The sequence below is a fragment of the Aeromonas sp. 2692-1 genome, assembly GCF_013085505.1.
GTDB lineage: Bacteria > Pseudomonadota > Gammaproteobacteria > Enterobacterales > Aeromonadaceae > Aeromonas > Aeromonas hydrophila.
The window spans coordinates 4,761,403-4,781,215 of record NZ_CP038513.1; the positions used below are offsets into that span (position 1 = coordinate 4,761,403).

Genomic DNA, 19,813 nt, shown 5'->3' on the forward strand with positions numbered 1-19,813 from the left:
AGGGAGCGGGCCACTCACTCCGCTCCTGCTCTGCCCGTTACCACTCACCCGCCTCCCACGCCCGCCGGCTCATCCCTCAAACCGCTCGGGGCCGCTTTTCTGCCGCTCGCTGGCGACCCTCTGCCACTGACCTTTTCTGCGCTCCCCTTTCCCTGCCGCATCGGTAGAGTGCAGCCTGAGCCCGGCCAGATTGGCCGCAGGAAAAGGAAACTCCGTCATGCAACACGCAATCACCTTCGTCATTGCGGCCCTCTGCATCCTCGCCATCGCCTATCGCCTCTACGGCGTGTTCTTTGTGCGCAAGGTGCTGATGGCCGACGACAAGCTGGTCACCCCCTCCCACCAGCTGGAAGATGGCAAAAACTATGTGCCAACCAACAAGTGGGTCAACTTCGGCCAGCACTTCGCGGCCATCGCCGCCGCCGGCCCGCTGGTGGGCCCGGTCCTGGCCGCCCAGTACGGCTACCTGCCGAGCTTTCTCTGGCTGCTGATCGGCTGCGTCATCGGCGGCGCGGTGCACGACACAGTCGTGCTGTTCGCCTCCATGAAGCATCAGGGCAAGTCACTCTCCGAGGTGGCCAAGGCCGAGCTCGGCCCCATCGCCGGCTGGTGCACGGGGCTCGCCATGCTGTTCATCATCACCATCACCATGGCGGGTCTCTCCATGGTGGTGGTGCACGCGTTGGAGCGTAACGCCTGGGGCGTGTTCGCGGTGTTCATGACCATTCCCATCTCCATGGTGGTGGGGATCTGGCACAAGCTGACCGGCAACCTGCAAGCCGCCTCCTGGGTGGGCTTCATCGCCGTGCTGGCCTGCGTCTTCTTCGGCCCCTACGTGCAGGAGAGCGCCTTCGGTGCCTGGCTGACCCTGCGCGCCGAGACCATCAGTCTGGCGCTGCCCATCTACGCCTTCTTCGCCACCGCGTTGCCAGTCTGGCTGCTGCTCACCCCGCGTGGCTACATCTCCAGCTTCATGAAGATCGGCGTATTCGGCGCCCTGGTCATCGGCGTCATCTGCATCAACCCCGAGATCCAGTTCCCCGCCATGACCCAGTTCGTCCACGGTGGCGGCCCGGTACTGGGCGGCCCGGTCTGGCCCTTCATCTCCATCACCATCGCCTGTGGCGCCATCTCAGGCTTCCACGCCTTCATCGGCTCAGGTACCACCCCGAAACTGGTGGACAAATGGAGCGACATCCTGCCGGTCGCCTTCGGTGCCATGCTGGCCGAGTGCGTGGTGGGCGTGATGGCACTGATCGCCGCCACCGCCCTGCACCCTGCCGACTACTTCGCCATCAACGCCACCCCGGAGGCCTTCGCCAAGCTGGGGATGCAGGTGGTGGACTTGCCGTTCCTCTCCCAGGAGATCGGCATGGATCTGAACGGTCGCACCGGCGGCGCCGTCACCCTGGCGGTGGGCATGTCCTACATCTTCACCAAGGTGCCCTGGTTCAGTAACCTCGCCTCCTATTTCTTCCAGTTCGTGGTGATGTTTGAAGCTGTGTTCATCCTGACCGCCGTCGACTCCGGCACCCGGGTCTCCCGCTACCTCATTCAGGACTTCTTCGGCGAGTTCTACCCGCCCCTCAAGCGCATCGACTGGATGCCGGGCGCCATCGGGGCCAGCGTGCTCGCCTGCGTGATGTGGGGTTATCTGCTGATGTCCGGCGATATCGGATCTGTGTGGGCGCTGTTCGGGGTCTCCAACCAGCTGATGGCCTCGGTGGGCCTCATCATAGGTGCCACCATCATCCTGCGACTGGCCAGCAAGCGCCGCTACATGCTGACCTGCCTGATCCCGCTGGCCTACCTGTTCGTCACCGTCAACTACGCCGGTTACTGGATGGTCAGCCACGTCTACTTCAACCCGGAAGCCAAGGGCTACAACCTGCTCAACGGCGGCATCTCGCTGCTGATGCTGGGGCTGGGCGCCGTCATCCTGGTGTCGGCTATCCGCAAGTGGATTGAGCTGTGGAAACTGCGCCAGCAACCCGAGTTCCGGATTGCCCCGGCCAGCGCCAGCTGACCCATCCGCTGCAACAACAAACCCCGGCATGCCGGGGTTTGTTGCATCTGCGGTCAAAAAACGGCCTCATCAGGATACATGGCGCCATCGATCACAGAACCCGAGCAGCGATCGGGCTAGAATGGGGGCTTCCGTCACCCGGCCTGGGGCCGGTGACCTCTTCGCGCTTTCACTTATCGAGGACACGCTTCATGGAACTGCTTCTTCTCAGCAACGGCAAAGCCACCGAATGCCCGGGCCTGCTCGGCTGGGCCCGGGATCGGGTGCAGACCCTGCTCGCCCGCAAACAGGTCAAGCGCATCCTGCTGATCCCCTACGCGGTGATCCGCAGCGACTGGGATGCCCGCGCCCTGGAGCTCAGCGAGAGCCTGGGGGTGGAGGCCATCAGCATCCATCAGTTCGATGACCCGGTGGACGCGATCAACCATGCCGATGCCATCTTTATCAGCGGCGGCAACACCTGGCGCCTCAACCAGCTGCTGCACGAGAACGGCCTGGTGGTGCCCATCCAGCGCGCCGTGCGCGAGCGGGGCGTGCCCTATGTGGGCTGGAGCGCAGGTTGCAACGTGGCGACCCCCAGCATCCGCACCACCAACGACATGCCGGTCTGCAGCGCCGCCGTGCTGCCTGCACTGGGGCTGTTCCCGCTGCAGATCAATCCGCACTATCTGGATGCCAGCATCAGCGGCCACATGGGGGAGACCCGCGACGAGCGCCTGGCCGAGTTCTGCGCCATCAACCCGAGCGAACACGTGGTAGCCCTGCGCGAGGCGAGCCTGCTCCAGGTCAGTGGTGAGCACATCGAATACTGGAGCGCCCGCGGCGAAGGCTTCAAAATCTTCAAACACGCCGAGACCACCCAGGAGTTCAGCACAGCCGCGCCGCTGGCCGAGCTGACGCCGTTTCGCCCGCGCAGCTGAATGGTGCTGACCGGCTGAAAACCCACAGGGGCGCAGGATGTCGCCCCTTTTTTCGCAATGAAGGGAGGATGAGATGAAGAGCAGGACTGAACACGACAGCTTCGGCGCGATCGCCGTGCCGGCCGATCGGCTGTGGGGAGCCCAGACCCAGCGCTCCCTGCAACACTTCGACATCTCCGGCGAGCGCCAGCCGATGGCGCTGATCCACGCCCTGGCCCGCATCAAGTCGGCCTGTGCCAGGGTCAACCACGCCAACGGGCTGCTGCCCGCCCGCACGGCCCAGGCCATCATGAGCGCCGCCGACGAGATCCTGTGCGGCCAGCATAATGAGGAGTTCCCGCTGCGGGTATGGCAGACCGGCTCCGGCACCCAGACCAACATGAACCTCAACGAGGTGCTGGCCAACCGGGCCAGCGAACTGCTCGGCGGCACCCGTGGCGAGGGGCGACTGGTGCACCCCAACGACGAGGTGAACAAGAGCCAGTCGAGCAATGACGTCTTCCCGAGCGCCATGAACCTGGCGGCCGTCACGGCCATCACCCAGCACCTGCTGCCCGCCCTGACCACCCTGCGCACCACCCTGGCCGGCAAGGCGGCGGCCTTCGACGACATCGTCAAGATAGGCCGCACCCATCTGCAGGATGCCACCCCGCTCACACTGGGGCAGGAGTTCTCCGGCTGGGTCGCCCAGCTCGAGCAAGGGGAGCGCCATATCCGGGCCGCCCTGCCCCATCTGTGCGAGCTGGCGCTGGGGGGCACCGCCGTCGGCACCGGCCTCAACACCCCGCCCGGCTTTGCCGAGGCGGTGGCCGCCACCCTGGCCGAGCAGACCGGTCTGCCGCTGGTGAGCGCCCCCAACAAGTTCGAGGCGCTGGCGGCGAGCGATGCCCTGGTCCATGGCCACGGCGCCCTCAAGACGCTGGCCGCCTCCCTCATGAAGATCGCCAACGACGTGCGCTGGCTGGCGAGCGGTCCCCGCAGCGGGCTGGGGGAGCTGCTCATCCCGGAAAACGAGCCTGGCTCTTCCATCATGCCCGGCAAGGTCAATCCGACCCAGTGCGAGGCGCTCACCATGCTGTGCGCCCAGGTGATGGGCAACGACGTGGCCATCAACATCGGCGGCGCCAGCGGCAACTTCGAGCTCAACGTGTTCAGGCCGATGATCGCCCACAACTTCCTGCAGAGCGTGCGGCTGCTGGCGGACGGCATGCAGAGCTTCCACGATCACTGCGCCGTCGGCATCACCCCGAACCGGCCCCGCATCGACGAGCTGCTGGCCCGCTCCCTGATGCTGGTGACGGCGCTCAACCCCCATATCGGCTATGACAAGGCAGCAGAGATCGCCAAGCGGGCCCACCATGAGGGGCTCAGTCTGCGGGAGGCGGCCATCGCCTCCGGCCACCTGACGGCGCAGCAGTTCGATGCCTGGGTGGTGCCGGCCGGCATGGTGGGTCGGCGCGGCGGCTGAGCCAGCCCGGCGGGAAACACGAGATAAAAAAGAAGCCGGACTGCGCCGGCTTCTTTTTTCATCGATGAGTCAGGGTTTGATCAGCTTGCTCAGGGCATCCAGCTCGCGCTGGGCGGCCAGCAGCTTGGTCTGGGCCTCTTCCAGCTTGGCCTGCTTCTTGGCAATCTTGTCGGGCTTGCCCGTCACCCTGGCGTTTTGCAGCTCGACCAACCGTTCGTTGACCTGCACCTTGAGTTCGGCCACCCGCTGCTGCTGCTCCTTGAACAGGCCGGCGTCGGTGCAGTGAGTCTCGATATTGCGCAGAGCCCGCTCCAGCCCGGCGACCTGATCCGCATTGTCGTGCGCCTTGGCAAACACCAGCTGATCCTTGACGGCCTGCTGGCGCGCCTTGCAGCCAACGGCCTCACTGCCATAGGCCTGGCCGGCCAACAGCAGCATGCTCATTCCGATAACCTTCCACATAACGACCTCGTTCCCCTGTCATGTTTGATGGCCGCCTATCAGACCGTACTCGGCCGGCCGGGTCAAGGCGCGGGCAAACCGCTACGACAGAGTTTGTGCGACATCACGCCAACCGGGTACCGATGGGCCTACAATGGCTACTTTCATCAAGGAGTCTGTTATGAATCAAGAGATTGTCATCATCGCCAACGGCGCCCCCTATGGCAGCGAATCCCTGTTCAATGCCCTGCGCCTAGCCATCGCCCTGCGCGAACAGGGCGGTGCCAACCTGAAACTGTTTCTGATGTCAGATGCGGTCAGCGCCGCACTGGCGGGCCAGGCCCCGGCCGAGGGCTACAACCTGCGCCAGATGCTGGAGATCCTGCTGGCTCAGGGGATCAGCATCCGCCTTTGCAAAACCTGTACCGATGCCCGTGGCATCACGGCGCTGCCGCTCATCGAGGGGATCGAGGTAGGCACCCTGCCGCTGCTGGCCCAGTGGATACTGGCGGCCGACAAGGTGTTGACCTTCTAGCGGAGCGAGAACCGGGCGCAGGCATTTATCTGCAACAATCCTGCGCCATTTGAAAACCTGTTCACAGCTGTTAATGTCTACACTGTCAGTTAGATAACAACGTGCGCGCTTTCATTTTCGTTCAGGGAACTGCCATGAATCCAACCGAACAGACTCTGCTGGAACAAATGCGGATCACCGAGTTCGAAATCGCTCATCGCAAGGAGCTGCTGCTGCTGGATGAACGGGATTTCGCCCTGCTCGCCAGCTACCGTCCCAAAATCGAGCCCCACATCGACGCCCTGGTCGACAAGTTTTACACCCTGCAGACCGGGATCACCGAAATTGCCCTGCTGATCGGCGACGCCGACACCCTCACCCGGCTGCGGGCCGCCCAGCGCCGCTACATTCTCGACCTGTTCAGCGGCCTGTACGACCTGGAATACGTCAACAACCGGCTGCGGATCGGGCTGGTGCACAAGCGGATCGGGGTGGAGCCCAAGCTCTATCTGGCTGCCATCAACACCCTCAAGGGGCTGCTCATCGAGGATATCTTTACCCAGATAGACCATGAGCCGGACCGCATCACCATGCTGACCGCCCTCGACAAGCTGTTCCTGTTCGACATCACCCTGGTGTTCGAGACCTATATTCGCAGCCTGGTGTCGGAGATAGAGTCCTCCAAGGAGAAATCGGAGATCTACGCCAAGTCGCTGGAGGAGAAGGTGCGCGAGCGCACCCAGCAGCTGGAGGAGATGAGCCGGATCGATGCCCTCACCGGCCTGCTCAGCGTGCGCCACCTGCAGGAGAACCTGACCCGCACCCTGCGTACCTGCCAGCGCCGCTCAGAGCCGGTGGTCATCGCCTATCTCGACATAGACGACTTCAAGCAGATCAACGACAGCCAGGGCCATCAGCGCGGGGACGAGATCCTGCGCATCGTCGGCGACTGCATTCGCAAGGTCTCACGGGCGGAGGATTGCTGTTTCCGTTACGGCGGGGACGAGTTCTGCCTGATCCTGCCCAACTGCAACGAGGAGCAGGCCAGAGACGTCTACCTGCAGCGGCTGACCAATGCGCTGGCCGAGCAGCTCAGTGACGTCACCCTCAGCATCGGTCTGGTACAGACCGGGCCGGTCCAGTTCGACGAGGGCAACAGCCTGATCCGGCTGGCCGACGAGCGCATGTATGCCGCCAAGAAGGCGATGAAGCAGGTCAACCAGAACAGTACCCACTGAGGTTCAATCCTGCCTGACCTGAATCCGTTCCGGGCGCGCAATGCGGGCGCCCCACTCATAGAGCAGGAAGGTAAACAGGCAGAGCACCGCCATCAGCATGTAGAGCGCCTGACCGCCCCACACGGCAAGGATCCAGCCCCCCAGCAAGGCGCCGATGGCGCCACCCAGCCCGGCCAGCGCACCGGCACCGAAGTAGCTCCCCTTCAGGTGCGGGGGCGACATCTGATCGATCAGCACGTTGAGCAGCGGAAACAGTATGGTCTCCCCCACGCTCAGCATCAGTACTGCCCCGACCCAGTGCGACCACTGCTGCGGATCCCCCAGCGCAAACAGCACCTGAGCCCCCAAAAACAGGGTGATGCCGACCTGCAGGCGCACCTTGCCCGGCCAGCGGGCCAGGAAGTGCAGCAGGGGAAACTGCAGCAGCACCACGGTCAGGGCGTTGGTGGCCACCAGAAGGGCGATGAGGCTCGCTACTTCTGGCGTCCCGGCCCGGGTCAGATACTGCACCAGCGGTGAGTGGAACTGGGAATAGACCAGGTTCATCAGCAGGTTGGCCAGCACCAGCAGCAAGAAGCCCCGGTCCAGCCACAGCACCTTGATGGCCGCACGCAAGCCCAGCTCGCTGCCGTGGGTCGCCACTACCCTGCTTTGCGCAAATCCCCAGAGGAAGGCAGCCCCCAGCAGCAGATAGCTGCCACTGAGCAGCAGGAAGGTCTGCTGCTGGGCACTGATGCCGAGGGTCACCCCCAGCAGGGGGCCGAGAGCCGCCCCCAGGTTGAGCAGGAAGTAGCGCAGGTGCAGCGCCAGCTCGCGCGCCTTGGCCGAAGCCAGGCTGTCAGCCATCAGCGCCTTGCCGGGCGCATCGATGAGCCCGGAGGAGAGGCCGCTGCCGAGTACCCCGAGTCCGAGCCAGAACACCGAATGGGAGAAGCCGAGCAGGCCGTAGCAGAGCACCGAGACCAGACAACCCGCCAGCAGGATGTTGCGCCGCCCCAGCTTGTCGGACAGCCAGCCGCCATAGAAGCTGACCAGGGTGGAGATGGCCGCAGTCGCCCCCAGCATGGCGCCGATGGCGGTCGCCGAGAGGCCATACTCCCGATAGAGCAAGATGGAGAGAAACGGCCAGACCATGTAATAGCTGGTGCGCACCATGAAGGTGCCCAGGATCACGGTCCAGACCAGGGGAGGAAACTGCCTTAGGAGGGCCCACGACATCACACTGCTCCTTGTTGCCCGTCGCACGGGAAGCCTATCGTTATAACAACAGGTCTCAAAAGCAACAACGCCAAGTCGCAAATATAAAAAAAGCCGACCCTGAGGTCGGCTTTTTCACGGCTCGGCGGCTTATTCGGCGGCCGGCTCTTCGACGGCGGCAACAGCCGGCTCGGCGGCGGCTTCAGTCGGGGCGTTCGCTTCCTTGATGGAGAGACGCACACGGCCCTGACGGTCCACTTCCAGTACCTTCACCTTCACCACGTCACCGATCTTCAGGTAGTCGGCCACGTTCTGCACGCGTGCATCGGTGATCTGGGAGATGTGCACCAGACCGTCTTTGCCCGGCAGGATGTTGACGAAGGCACCGAAGTCAGCCAGACGGACAACCTTGCCTTCATAGATGCGGTTCACTTCGATCTCGGCGGTGATGGCCTCGATACGGCGGATCGCTTCCTTGGCGGCATCACCGTCAACGGCGGCGATGCGGACGGTACCGTCATCATCCAGCTCGATGTTGGTGCCGGTCTCTTCGGTCAGGGCGCGGATCACGGAGCCACCCTTGCCGATGACGTCCTTGATCTTCTCCGGGTTGATCTTGATGGTGTGGATGCGCGGGGCGAAATCGGAGATCTCGGCACGCGGTGCCTGGATGGCTTCGTCCATCACTTTCAGGATGTGCAGGCGAGCACCACGAGCTTGCTTCAGGGCAATCTCCATGATCTCTTTGGTGATGCCTTCGATCTTGATGTCCATCTGCAGTGCGGTCACACCTTCGGTGGTACCGGCAACCTTGAAGTCCATGTCACCCAGGTGATCTTCGTCACCCAGGATGTCGGACAGCACGACGAAACCTTCTTCTTCCTTCACCAGACCCATGGCGATACCGGCAACGGAGGCCTTGATCGGCACACCGGCGTCCATCAGCGCCAGAGAGGAACCACAGACGGAGGCCATGGAGGAGGAACCGTTGGATTCGGTGATTTCAGACACCACGCGTACCACGTACGGGAACTCGTCGGCGCTCGGCATCACGGCAGCAACGCCGCGCTTGGCCAGACGACCGTGACCGATTTCACGACGCTTCGGGCTACCCATCATGCCGGTTTCACCGACGCAGTATGGCGGAAAGTTGTAGTGCAGCATGAAGCGATCGGCACGGTTGCCGGTCAGCTCGTCGATGTTCTGGGCGTCACGCTCGGTGCCCAGAGTGGCAACGACCATGGCCTGAGTCTCACCACGGGTGAACAGGGCGGAGCCGTGGGCTCGCGGCAGTACGCCGGTGGCGACGGACAGGGCGCGGATCATCTCCGGATCGCGACCATCGATGCGCGGCTCGCCACGGACGACGCGACCACGGACGATGCGGCTTTCCAGGCTATGGAACTCTTCGCCGATCTTTTTGGCATCTTCTTCCACGCCGGAAGCGATGACTTGCTCAACCACGCGAGCCTTGATGGCGCCGATGGTTTCGTAACGCACGGCCTTCTCGGTGATGCGGTAGGCTTCACCCAGCTCAGCTGTCGCCAACTCGGCAACCTTGGCTTTCAGCGCTTCGTTGACGGCAGGAGCAGTCCAGTTCCACGGCTTGGTACCGACGTCGGCAGCGAATTCGTTGATGGCGTTGATAACGGCCTGCATCTGCTCGTGACCGAACACCACGGCACCCAGCATCACCTCTTCGGAGAGGATGGCCGCTTCGGATTCAACCATCAGCACGGCGTTGGCGGTACCGGCCACTACCAGGTCCAGATCGCTCTGCGGCAGTTCGGTAGTGGTCGGGTTCAGCACGTACTGACCGTTCATGTAGCCCACGCGGGCTGCACCGATCGGGCCGCCGAACGGGATACCGGAGATGGCCAGCGCCGCGGAGGCACCGATCATGGCAACGATGTCGGGAGAAACGGCCGGGTTCACGGACATGACGGTGGCAACCACCTGAACCTCATTGAGGAAGCCTTCCGGGAACAGCGGACGAATAGGACGGTCGATCAGACGGGAGATCAGGGTCTCGCCTTCGCTCGGGCGGCCTTCACGACGGAAGAAACCACCCGGGATACGACCAGCAGCATAGGTACGCTCCTGGTAGTTGACGGTCAGCGGGAAGAAATCACGGCCGTGATCGGCCTCTTTCTTGCCAACTACGGTCACAAATACGCAGGTATCGTCCATGCTGACCATGACGGCCGCAGTGGCTTGACGGGCCATCACTCCGGTTTCCAGAGTGACGGTGTGTTGACCGTACTGGAATGACTTTACAATAGGATTCACGTGAATTTCCTTTTTACAATTTGGCGCTTTAAATTCGCGTGCAAGTATACTTGATTCGATGCAAAAGGTAAGCAGCGACACAAATTCTGTGAGGGCGGCAACAGCCTGACGCGCAATAAAAAAGGGGAACCCGGAGGTTCCCCTTTTTCGCGAAATCTGATGGTCGATTAACGACGCAGACCCAGCTTGGCGATCAGAGCAGCGTAACGCTGAACGTCTTTACGCTTCAGGTAGTCCAGCAGCTTACGACGCTGGGAAACCATGCGCAGCAGACCGCGACGACCGTGGTGATCCTTGGAGTGCTCCTTGAAGTGACCTTGCAGATGGTTGATCTGGGCAGTCAGCAGGGCAACTTGCACTTCGGGGGAGCCAGTGTCGTTGGCGCAACGAGCGTTGTCAGCAACGATTTGAGCTTTGATCTCAGCATTTAGAGACATGGTATTACTCCAGTAGAGTGTTTAAAGGTTCACAGCCAATCTCTAATTCAGCCGTGAAATGAGGGCGGTATCATAATCGTCCCCGTCACTTTTCGCAACGGGAAAGCGCCACAACGGCCAACACGCGTCGATACCGCCTGAGGATCACTCCTCGTCGTGTTCGTCGTGATAACGCACCAGACGCTTGGGCGCCACGCGCCCCTCGTCGTCGATCTCGCCCACGCCGATGAACTCGCGCTCCGGACCGACCGTCATCCGCACCTGACCGCTCTGTGGCGCTCCGGCGACCTGCACGGCCTGGCCCTGGTTCACATAGGCGGCCACGGCGGCCAGCATGTTCACCTCGGGCAGGCTTGCCACGGCGGTGTCCATCGGCAGCAGCAGCGGATCCAGCTGTTCGCGCGGCGGAATGCTTTCGGCCTTGGCCTGCTCGAAGATGCACTCGAGCTGTTCCAGGGTCAGCATCCGCTCATAGGGATAGCTGGCCACCTGGGTACGGCGCAACTGGGTGACGTGCGCGCCGCAGCCCAGCACCTCCCCCAGATCGTCCACCAGAGAGCGGATGTAGGTACCCTTGCTGCAGTGCACCTCCAGCTTGACCTCATCCCCTTCAAAGCTGATGAGCTTGAGCTCGAACACCGTGATGGGGCGGGCTTCCCGCTCGATCTCGATGCCTTCACGGGCGTACTCGTAGAGCGGGCGACCGTTGTGCTTGAGGGCGGAGTACATGGACGGCACCTGCATGATGGGGCCGCGGAACTGGTCCAGCGACTCGATCAGGGTACCCACGGCCACGTTCACCGGCCGGGTGGAGACCACCTCGCCATCGGAGTCGCTGGTATTGGTGCGCTCGCCCAGCTTGGCGGTCACCTCGTAGCGCTTGTCCGCTTCCAGCAGATACTGGGAGAACTTGGTGGCTTCGCCGAGGCAGATCGGCAGCATGCCGGTTGCCAGCGGGTCCAGGGCGCCAGTGTGGCCAGCCTTGGCGGCGTTGTAGATCCGCTTGACCTTCTGCAACACATCGTTGGAGGTCAGCCCGGTCGGCTTGTCCAGCAGCAGGATACCGTGTACGTCACGGCCCTTGAAACGACGTCTACGAGACATCTCAGGCGTTATCCTCAGTAGTTTCATCCGGCGCGGCATCGTCTTCTTCACGACCGGATTCGGCCATGCGACGCTTGTCTTCACGGATGGTGTTGGTCACCAGGTTGGAGAGACGCATCCCCTCGACCAGGGTCTGGTCGTAGAAGAAACGCAGCTCGGGCACCACACGCAGACGCATGGCGCTGCCCAGCAGGCTGCGGATGTAGCCAGCGGCTTCCGTCAGCGCCTTGAGCCCTTCCTTGATGCGCTCGGCATCATTTTCCAGCTGCAAGAAGGTGACATACACCTTGGCGTAATTGAGGTCACGGGACACTTCCACATCGGAAACGGTCACCATGCCGATGCGCGGATCCTTGACCTCGCGCTGCAGAATGAGCGCGATTTCACGCTGGATCTGCTGTCCGACCCGACGGGTCCGGCTAAATTCTCTGGCCATATTCTATCCTGCGATAAAAGGGGGCCGCGGCCCCCTATTTAATCTGACTCCAGCCTTACAGAGTCCGTTGAATTTCAACGGTCTCGTAAACTTCGATCTGGTCGCCTTCGCGTACGTCGTTGTAGTTCTTGACCGCGATACCACACTCGTAGCCGTTCTTGACTTCGTTGACGTCATCCTTGAAGCGACGCAGGGATTCCAGCTCGCCTTCATAGATAACCACGTTGTCGCGCAGAACGCGAATGCGGTTGGAACGCTTGACCACACCCTCGGTGACCATACAGCCGGCCACGGCACCAAACTTCGGTGACTTGAACACGCTGCGCACTTCGGCCAGACCGATGATTTCCTGACGGTACTCGGGGGCCAGCATGCCGCTCATGGCCTGCTTCACTTCGTCGATCAGGTCATAGATGACGGAGTAGTAACGCAGATCCAGGCTCTCGGCCTCAATGACCTTGCGTGCAGAGGCATCGGCACGGACGTTGAAGCCCACCAGGATGGCGCTGGACGCGGCAGCCAGGGTAGCGTCGGTCTCGGTGATACCACCCACGCCGGAACCCACGATCTTCACCTTCACTTCGTCGGTGGAGAGCTTGACCAGGGCATCGCAGATCGCTTCCACGGAACCCTGTACGTCGGCCTTGATCACCACGTTCACTTCGGACACTTCGCCCTCGGTCATGTTGGCGAACATGTTTTCCAGCTTGGCCTTCTGCTGGCGAGCCAGCTTGACTTCGCGGAACTTGCCTTGACGGTAGAGCGCCACTTCACGGGCTTTCTTCTCGTCACGCACGACAGTGGCTTCGTCACCGGCAGAGGGAACGCCGGACAGGCCGAGGATTTCCACCGGCAGGGACGGACCCGCTTCCTTGATCTCGCGACCCAGCTCGTCACGCATGGCACGGACACGACCATATTCCAGGCCGCACAGCACGATGTCGCCCTGACGCAGGGTGCCTTCTTGTACCAGTACGGTAGCAACCGGGCCACGACCTTTGTCCAGGAAGGACTCGATCACGACGCCGTTGGCCATGCCGTCAACCACCGCTTTCAGCTCCAGTACTTCGGACTGGATCAGGATGGCTTCCAGCAGGTCATCGATGCCCTGGCCGGATTTGGCGGAGACATGGACGAACTGGCAATCGCCACCCCAGTCTTCGGACATGACGTTGTAACGGGCCAGCTCGGTCTTCACGCGATCCGGATCCGCTTCCGGCTTGTCGATCTTGTTGACCGCCACCACCAAGGGCACTTCAGCGGCCTTGGCGTGCTGGATGGCTTCGATGGTTTGCGGCATCACGCCATCATCGGCAGCAACGACCAGCACCACGATATCGGTCGCCTTGGCACCACGAGCACGCATGGAGGTAAACGCCGCGTGACCCGGGGTATCCAGGAAGGTGATCATGCCACTGTCGGTTTCGACGTGGTAAGCACCGATATGCTGGGTAATACCACCGGCTTCGCCCGCGGCAACCTTGGCCTTGCGGATGTAGTCCAGCAGCGAGGTCTTGCCGTGGTCAACGTGACCCATGATGGTCACGACCGGCGCGCGCGGCTTGGCTTCGGAGGTCTCGTCACGATCGGACAGTACCGCCTCTTCCAGCTCGTTCTCGCGGCGCAGCACCACCTTGTGACCCATCTCCTCGGCGACCAGCTGAGCGGTCTCCTGATCGATCACCTGGTTGATGGTGGCCATGGCACCCATCTTCATCATCACCTTGATGACTTCAACGCCCTTGACGGCCATCTTGTTGGCCAGGTCGGCCACAGTGATGGTCTCGCCGATCACCACGTCGCGGTTCACCGCGGCCGCCGGCTTGTTGAAGCCGTGCTTCATGGCGTTCGGAGTGGCAACCTTGCCACGCTTGCCCTTGCGAGCACGCGGGTTGCGCGCATCGCGATCGTCTTCACGACGACCGGCCTTTTTCGGGCCCTTGGCAGCAGCGGCAGTGCGGCGGCTGGTCTCTTCCTTACGATCCAACTCATCTTCAGCCGCCTGAGCGTGCTTGTTGGTGGTCAGATGGTAATCGCTGCTCTCTTTGGCGCGAGCGGCTTCTTCTTCAGCCCAGCGGGCTGCGTTCTGTTCCGCCATGACACGAGCCTCTTCGGCTTTCTTCGCGGCGAGTTCCTCAGCCTTGGTCAAGGCTGCTTGTTCTTGTTGGCGCTTCAGTTCTTCTGCTTCGCGCTTGGCCATCTTTTCTGCCTCTTGCTGAGCTGTGCTACCGGCTGCTTTGGCGGGCTGTTGAGCCTGTCGAGCCTTTTGTTGTGCCTCGATCCGCGCCTTTTCCTCAGCTTCACGACGAGCCTGCTCAGCCTCACGGCGAGCCTTCTCTTCAGCGTCGAGACGGGCCTTCTCTTCGGCCTCGCGACGAGCTTTTTCTTCTGCTTCCAAACGCGCTGTTTCCTCGGCTTCCGCCTGGCGCTGTTCATCTTCCAGCGCCGAACGTCTTACATAGGTGCGAGACTTGCGCACTTCTACCTGCACTTCCTTGTTCTTGCCGCCAGTCCCCTGAACACTGATGGTGCTCTTGGTCTTGCGCTGCAAGGTCATGCGGGCAGGTGCGGCGACCTCGTCACCTCCATGCTGTTTCTTCAGATGGGCCAGCAGTGTCTGTTTCTCAGACTCGCTGACCATGTCGTCGGCCTTGCTCTTGCTGATACCGGCATCGACAAACTGCTGGAGAAGACGATCAACCGGTGTGTCGATGTCAGTGGCAAGTTGTTTGACTGATACTTCTGCCATTCATTTTCCTCCGTTTGATCTTACTCAGACTGCTCTTCTCCGAACCAACAGATATTACGAGCAGCCATAATCAGCTCACCGGCTTTCTCTGCCGTCAGCCCTTCAATATCAGCAAGGTCATCGATGCCTTGCTCTGCCAAATCTTCCAGGGTACCGATGCCGCGAGCGGCAAGTGCGTACGCCATTTCACGGCCAAGGCCGTTCAGATTGAGCAGTTCTTCGGAAGGTTCTACACCTTCAAAGGATTCTTCTTTGGCCAAAGCCTTGGTGGTCAGAGCATCTTTGGCGCGTTTGCGCAGCTCTTCCACCATGTCTTCGTCCAGGCCATCGATGGCCAGCAGCTCGTTGACCGGCACGAAGGCGATCTCTTCCAGAGTGGAGAAACCCTCTTCCATCAACAGGCTGGCGAAATCGTCATCGATGTCCAGAGTGCTGGTGAACAGCGTCAGGATGCGGTCGTTCTCGGCCTGGTGCTTGGCACGCATGTCCTCGACGGTCATCACGTTCAGCTCCCAACCGGTCAGCTGGGAAGCCAGACGCACGTTCTGACCGTTGCGACCGATGGCCTGGGCCAGGTTGGCGGCTTCCACGGCGATGTCCATGGTGTGGTTGTCTTCATCAACGATGATGGAGGCCACATCGGCAGGCGCCATGGCATTGATCACGTACTGGGCCGGGTTGTCATCGTACAGCACGATGTCGGCGCGCTCACCGCTCAGCTCGGCGGAGACCGCCTGAACACGGGCACCACGCATGCCGATACAGGCACCGATCGGGTCGATACGACGATCGTTGGTCTTCACCGCGATCTTGGCGCGAGAACCCGGATCACGGGCTGCGCCCATGATTTCGATCATCTCTTCACCGATTTCCGGTACTTCGATGCGGAACAGCTCTTTCAGGAAGTCCGGGCTGGAACGGCTGACGAACAGCTGGGAACCACGGGCTTCCGGACGCACGGCGTAGAGCAGACCACGGATGCGGTCACCCGGGCGGAAGGTCTCGCGCGGCAGCATGTCGTCGCGGAAGATCACGGCTTCGGCGTTGCTGCCCAGATCCAGGATCACGTTGTCGCGGTTGCTCTTCTTGACCACGCCGCTGATGATGGTGCCTTCCTTGTCCTTGAACTGGTCAACGACCTGGGAACGCTCGGCTTCGCGCACTTTCTGCACGATGACCTGCTTGGCAGTCTGGGTGGTGATGCGGTCGAAGGTGACAGAGTCGATCTGATCTTCAACGTATTCACCGATCTGGATTTCTGGCTGCTCGATCTGGGCAGCTTCCAGGGTAATCTCGGCGTAGGGGTTTTCCATCGCAGCTTGATCTGCAATGACGACCCAGCGGCGATAAGTGTCGTAGTCACCGGTCTTGCGATCGATCTCGACCCGAACTTCAATCTCGCCTTCGTACTTTTTCTTGGTCGCTGTCGCCAACGCGGTTTCCAGAGCCTGGAAAATCTTCTCGCGGGGTACCGCCTTCTCGTTGGAAACTGCGTCAACGACCAGCAAAATCTCTTTATTCATATCCGATAGCCTCGTTAACCAAAGTTCGGCACTATGTTCGCTTTTTGGATATTGGTGAAAGCCAACACTTCGTCCTTACCATCTACCGTCAGGGTGATCATGTCGCCCTGCACAGCTTTGATTACGCCTTTGAACTTGCGGCGGTTGTTTGTTGCCATCCGAAGCGTTACCGCCGCCTCTTGGCCAACGTATTTTTCGAACTGGGCAACCTTGAACAGGGGACGATCCAGACCCGGGGAAGACACCTCGAGGTAATACTCCTCGGTGATGGGATCTTCGACATCCATGATGGCGCCAACCTGATGGCTGACCTCAGCACAGTTCTCGACGCTCACGCCATGCTCGCCGTCGATATAGACGCGCAAGGTGGAGTGTTTACCCGCACGGATAAACTCAATACCCCACAGTTCAAAGCCCAAGGCAACGACAGGAGCCTCGAGCAGATCGGTCAAACGTTGTTCCAACGTAGCCAAAGTCACCCTCCGAAAAAACAAAAAAAGGGCATAAAGCCCAGATAGAAATTAGTTCAGAGTAAATTGCACATAACAAAAAGCCCCGATGTCAAATCGGGGCTTGGCGCTTTACCCTGATTGTCGCCTCGCAGCGACCGCCTTCCTGAGCGTAGGAAATGCGTGAAATTTGGTTGCGGGGGCCGGATTTGAACCGACGACCTTCGGGTTATGAGCCCGACGAGCTACCATGCTGCTCCACCCCGCGTCCGAAATCGTGCGAGATTATAGCCACTTCACCCTCGTCACACAAGACTGACTGGCTATAATACACCCGGTTACCCGGGCTCACTGCTTAATTGGTGCCGTGGGCGGGACTCGAACCCGCACACCCTAGAGCACTACCCCCTCAAGATAGCGTGTCTACCAATTCCACCACCACGGCAAAACTCTTACTCGGGAACGTCAGTGTCTTTCTTGACTGGCGCTTTGCTCTGCTCAACCTGTTGGGTTTGTTGCAGATTTTCCCATTCACTACCCTGTTTGACCTTGTTGCTGGACATAGAGCCAAGCACCAAGCTAATCAAGAAGAACAGAGTAGCCAAAATCGCTGTTGTGCGGGTCAGGAAGCTGCCTGAACCACCGGAGCCGAATACGGTATTCGATGCCCCTGCGCCGAAGGAGGCGCCCATGTCAGCCCCTTTACCTTGCTGAATCATCACCAGACCAATCAGAGCCAGTGACACCAGCAGATAAACGACCAAAAGAATCTCGTACATTTAACTTGCACCCTTTGCCGCTTCAACAATTCCTAAAAACGTCTGGTCATCGAGACTTGCTCCACCAATCAGGCCGCCGTCAACGTCGGGCTGGGCAAACAACTCTCTCGCATTGGCCGGCGTCACGCTCCCACCATAGATGATTCTGACTTTCTCACCTATGACCGGAGTATCCTCCGCCAAGCGACCACGTATAAAGGAATGAACCTCTTGTGCCTGCTCGGGTGTGGCGCACTTACCTGTACCTACAGCCCAAATCGGCTCGTAGGCGATGATAGCATTATCGAAAGCCATCGCGCCATTTTTCTCTATGACGATGTCCAGCTCTTCGGCGATCACCTCGAAAGTTCTTCTCGCCTGCCTCGCAGCCCCTGATTCACCCAAACAGAGGATGGGAATCAGACCTGCCGCTCTGGCTGCCGCAAACTTCTCTGCGACGATAAAACTGGTCTCACCAAAGAGACGCCTGCGCTCGGAGTGCCCTACCAGTACGTATCGACACCCTGCCTCGACCAGCATCTGACACGAGATTTCCCCCGTGTAAGCGCCCTGTCTGTGCTGGCTCACGTTCTGAGCCCCCAACTTCATTGCCCGCTGCTCACCGAGCAGTGCGGCCGTAAAGTCGAGATGCACATGGGATGGACACAAGACCACGTCTACTCGTTCATCAACGTCCTTCAGACATTGACCGGTAAACTGCTCTAACTGCGACCTACTACCGTGTAACTTCCAGTTGGCTGCTACAAACGGCTTGCGATGTCCCATCGGCAACTCCCTTGCGAAAGCGGGGCTGATAATATCCAGAGGATTGTCAGCTGACAAGCGCTATTTTCAAACTTTCGAATCGTTTGAACAAGATACAACCAGGGCGGCTTAAAAGCCGCCCTTTTTGTTCATTAAAACGCCGATTCAACCTGTTGTGCGATGCGTTGGGCCATATCACGCACCTGCTGTTCATGTTCCCCTTCCACCATCACGCGGATCAGGGGTTCGGTGCCTGATTTGCGCAGCAGCACACGGCCACGACCAGCCAGCTCCTGTTCCACCTTGGCCACTTCCTGCTGCACGGCGTCGGCCGCCAGCGGGTCCTTGCCTTCGGCAAAGCGCACATTGACCAGCACCTGCGGGAACTTGTTCATGCCGGAGCGCAGCTTGGCCAGCGGCATCTCGGCAGTGCAGATGGCAGTCAGTACCTGCAGGGCGGCGACGATGCCATCCCCGGTAGTGGTCTGATCCAGGCAGATGATGTGACCGGAATTCTCGCCGCCGATGCGCCAGCCCTTCTCGTTCATCATCTCCAGCACGTAGCGGTCGCCCACCTTGGCACGGGCGAACGGGATGCCGAGAGTCTGCAGCGCCAGTTCCAGACCCATGTTGGCCATCAGGGTGCCCACCACACCGCCCTTGAGGCGACCGTTGCGCAGTGCATCGCGGGCGATGATGTAGAGGATTTCATCGCCGTCGATGATATAGCCGGTGTTGTCCACCATCACCAGACGGTCGCCATCACCATCGAAGGCCACCCCCAGATCTGCCTTGCACTCCAGCACCTTGGCCGCCAGGGATTCGGGGGCGGTCGAACCGACACCGTCGTTGATGTTGAGACCATCCGGGCTGCAGCCGATGGCGATCACTTCAGCCCCCAGCTCGCGGAACACGGAAGGCGCAATGTGGTAGGTCGCACCATGACCACAGTCAACCACCATCTTCAGCCCTTCCAGGCTCAGATTGGAGGGAAAAGTGCTCTTGCAGAATTCGATGTAACGACCGGCGGCATCATCGATGCGCAGGGCCTTGCCAAGCTCGGCGGACTCCACGCACTTGAGCTCGTGGTCCAGCTCGGCTTCGATGGCCATCTCGACTTCGTCAGGCAGCTTGGTACCGTCGGCGGAGAAGAACTTGATGCCGTTGTCGTAATAGGGGTTGTGGGAAGCGCTGATGACGATGCCGGCTTCGGCCCGGAAGGTGCGGGTCAGGTAGGCGACGGCCGGGGTGGGCATGGGGCCCATCAGAATGGCCTTGAGACCCGCGGCGGACAGACCCGCCTCCAGTGCGGACTCCAGCATGTAGCCGGAGATGCGGGTATCCTTGCCGATCAGCACCTTGCGAGTACCCTTCTTGGAGAGCACCTTGCCCGCAGCCCAGCCCAGTTTCATCACGAAATCCGGGGTGATCGGGTATTCACCCACCTTGCCGCGTACACCGTCGGTGCCAAAATACTTTCTTGCCATTGTCTGTTCTCG

17 protein-coding genes and 2 tRNA genes are annotated in these 19,813 nt (G+C 60.8%); 5 read left to right on the forward strand and 14 right to left on the reverse strand.

Features of this window, described 5'->3' with window-relative positions; all coding sequences use genetic code 11:
• Positions 1-217: 217 nt before the first annotated feature.
• From E5E97_RS22190 to fumC, 3 genes are all read left to right on the forward strand, one after another.
• Positions 218-2,026, forward strand: coding sequence for a carbon starvation protein A (locus E5E97_RS22190; protein WP_073351364.1), 1,809 nt, complete (start codon positions 218-220; stop codon positions 2,024-2,026).
• A gap of 191 nt (positions 2,027-2,217) precedes the next feature.
• Positions 2,218-2,946, forward strand: coding sequence for a dipeptidase PepE (gene pepE, locus E5E97_RS22195; protein WP_016351712.1), 729 nt, complete (start codon positions 2,218-2,220; stop codon positions 2,944-2,946).
• A gap of 73 nt (positions 2,947-3,019) precedes the next feature.
• Entirely contained in the window at positions 3,020-4,414 is a 1,395-nt protein-coding gene (gene fumC / locus E5E97_RS22200) for a class II fumarate hydratase (RefSeq protein ID WP_171281116.1), read from the forward strand.
• Between the two features lie 69 nt (positions 4,415-4,483).
• Here the strand turns inward: fumC and E5E97_RS22205 are convergent, their stop codons facing one another.
• Positions 4,484-4,858: a DUF1090 domain-containing protein gene (locus tag E5E97_RS22205; protein ID WP_171281117.1), complete on the reverse strand. Its 375-nt coding sequence runs from the start codon at positions 4,856-4,858 to the stop codon at positions 4,484-4,486.
• Positions 4,859-5,036: 178 nt separating this feature from the next.
• Here E5E97_RS22205 and E5E97_RS22210 point away from each other — a divergent pair, with 178 nt between their 5' ends.
• Both E5E97_RS22210 and E5E97_RS22215 read left to right on the forward strand, forming a co-directional pair.
• Positions 5,037-5,390, forward strand: coding sequence for a DsrE/DsrF/TusD sulfur relay family protein (locus E5E97_RS22210; RefSeq protein WP_171281118.1), 354 nt, complete (start codon positions 5,037-5,039; stop codon positions 5,388-5,390).
• Between the two features lie 134 nt (positions 5,391-5,524).
• The gene (locus tag E5E97_RS22215) at positions 5,525-6,607 is read left to right on the forward strand and encodes a protoglobin domain-containing protein (RefSeq protein WP_171281119.1); all 1,083 of its coding nucleotides are present in this window, start codon (positions 5,525-5,527) and stop codon (positions 6,605-6,607) included.
• Between the two features lie 3 nt (positions 6,608-6,610).
• On the opposite strand, the gene E5E97_RS22220 is transcribed toward E5E97_RS22215, so the two are convergent.
• The 13 genes from E5E97_RS22220 to glmM form a co-directional block, all read right to left on the reverse strand.
• Positions 6,611-7,825 (reverse strand): MFS transporter, encoded by a 1,215-nt coding sequence (locus E5E97_RS22220; RefSeq protein WP_171281120.1) that lies wholly within the window; start codon positions 7,823-7,825, stop codon positions 6,611-6,613.
• 129 nt (positions 7,826-7,954) lie between these two features.
• A complete protein-coding gene (pnp, locus tag E5E97_RS22225) occupies positions 7,955-10,093 on the reverse strand; it encodes a polyribonucleotide nucleotidyltransferase (RefSeq protein ID WP_011707071.1) in 2,139 nt (712 codons plus the stop codon).
• Between the two features lie 167 nt (positions 10,094-10,260).
• On the reverse strand, positions 10,261-10,530 hold the full coding sequence (gene rpsO / locus E5E97_RS22230; RefSeq protein ID WP_005298162.1) for a 30S ribosomal protein S15: 270 nt from the start codon (positions 10,528-10,530) through the stop codon (positions 10,261-10,263).
• A 144-nt stretch (positions 10,531-10,674) separates the two neighbouring features.
• Positions 10,675-11,634, reverse strand: coding sequence for a tRNA pseudouridine(55) synthase TruB (gene truB, locus E5E97_RS22235; protein WP_016351717.1), 960 nt, complete (start codon positions 11,632-11,634; stop codon positions 10,675-10,677).
• A 1-nt stretch (position 11,635) separates the two neighbouring features.
• Positions 11,636-12,070 carry a 30S ribosome-binding factor RbfA gene (rbfA, locus tag E5E97_RS22240; protein WP_011707073.1) on the reverse strand — a complete coding sequence of 145 codons (435 nt, stop codon included), beginning with the start codon at positions 12,068-12,070 and terminating at the stop codon, positions 11,636-11,638.
• A 55-nt stretch (positions 12,071-12,125) separates the two neighbouring features.
• Positions 12,126-14,819: a translation initiation factor IF-2 gene (gene infB, locus E5E97_RS22245; protein ID WP_016351718.1), complete on the reverse strand. Its 2,694-nt coding sequence runs from the start codon at positions 14,817-14,819 to the stop codon at positions 12,126-12,128.
• A gap of 20 nt (positions 14,820-14,839) precedes the next feature.
• A complete protein-coding gene (gene nusA, locus E5E97_RS22250; RefSeq protein WP_011707075.1) occupies positions 14,840-16,342 on the reverse strand; it encodes a transcription termination factor NusA in 1,503 nt (500 codons plus the stop codon).
• Between the two features lie 14 nt (positions 16,343-16,356).
• On the reverse strand, positions 16,357-16,815 hold the full coding sequence (gene rimP / locus E5E97_RS22255) for a ribosome maturation factor RimP (RefSeq protein WP_016351719.1): 459 nt from the start codon (positions 16,813-16,815) through the stop codon (positions 16,357-16,359).
• 167 nt (positions 16,816-16,982) lie between these two features.
• A tRNA-Met gene (locus E5E97_RS22260) sits at positions 16,983-17,059 on the reverse strand.
• Between the two features lie 92 nt (positions 17,060-17,151).
• Positions 17,152-17,236: transfer RNA gene (locus E5E97_RS22265), tRNA-Leu, on the reverse strand.
• Between the two features lie 7 nt (positions 17,237-17,243).
• Complete coding sequence (secG, locus tag E5E97_RS22270) at positions 17,244-17,570, reverse strand: preprotein translocase subunit SecG (protein ID WP_010633113.1); 327 nt, start codon at positions 17,568-17,570, stop codon at positions 17,244-17,246.
• Positions 17,571-18,335, reverse strand: a complete 765-nt coding sequence (gene tpiA / locus E5E97_RS22275) for a triose-phosphate isomerase (protein WP_171281121.1) — start codon at positions 18,333-18,335, stop codon at positions 17,571-17,573. It abuts the gene before it with no gap.
• A gap of 131 nt (positions 18,336-18,466) precedes the next feature.
• Positions 18,467-19,801: a phosphoglucosamine mutase gene (glmM, locus tag E5E97_RS22280; protein ID WP_171281122.1), complete on the reverse strand. Its 1,335-nt coding sequence runs from the start codon at positions 19,799-19,801 to the stop codon at positions 18,467-18,469.
• Positions 19,802-19,813 lie beyond the last annotated feature (12 nt).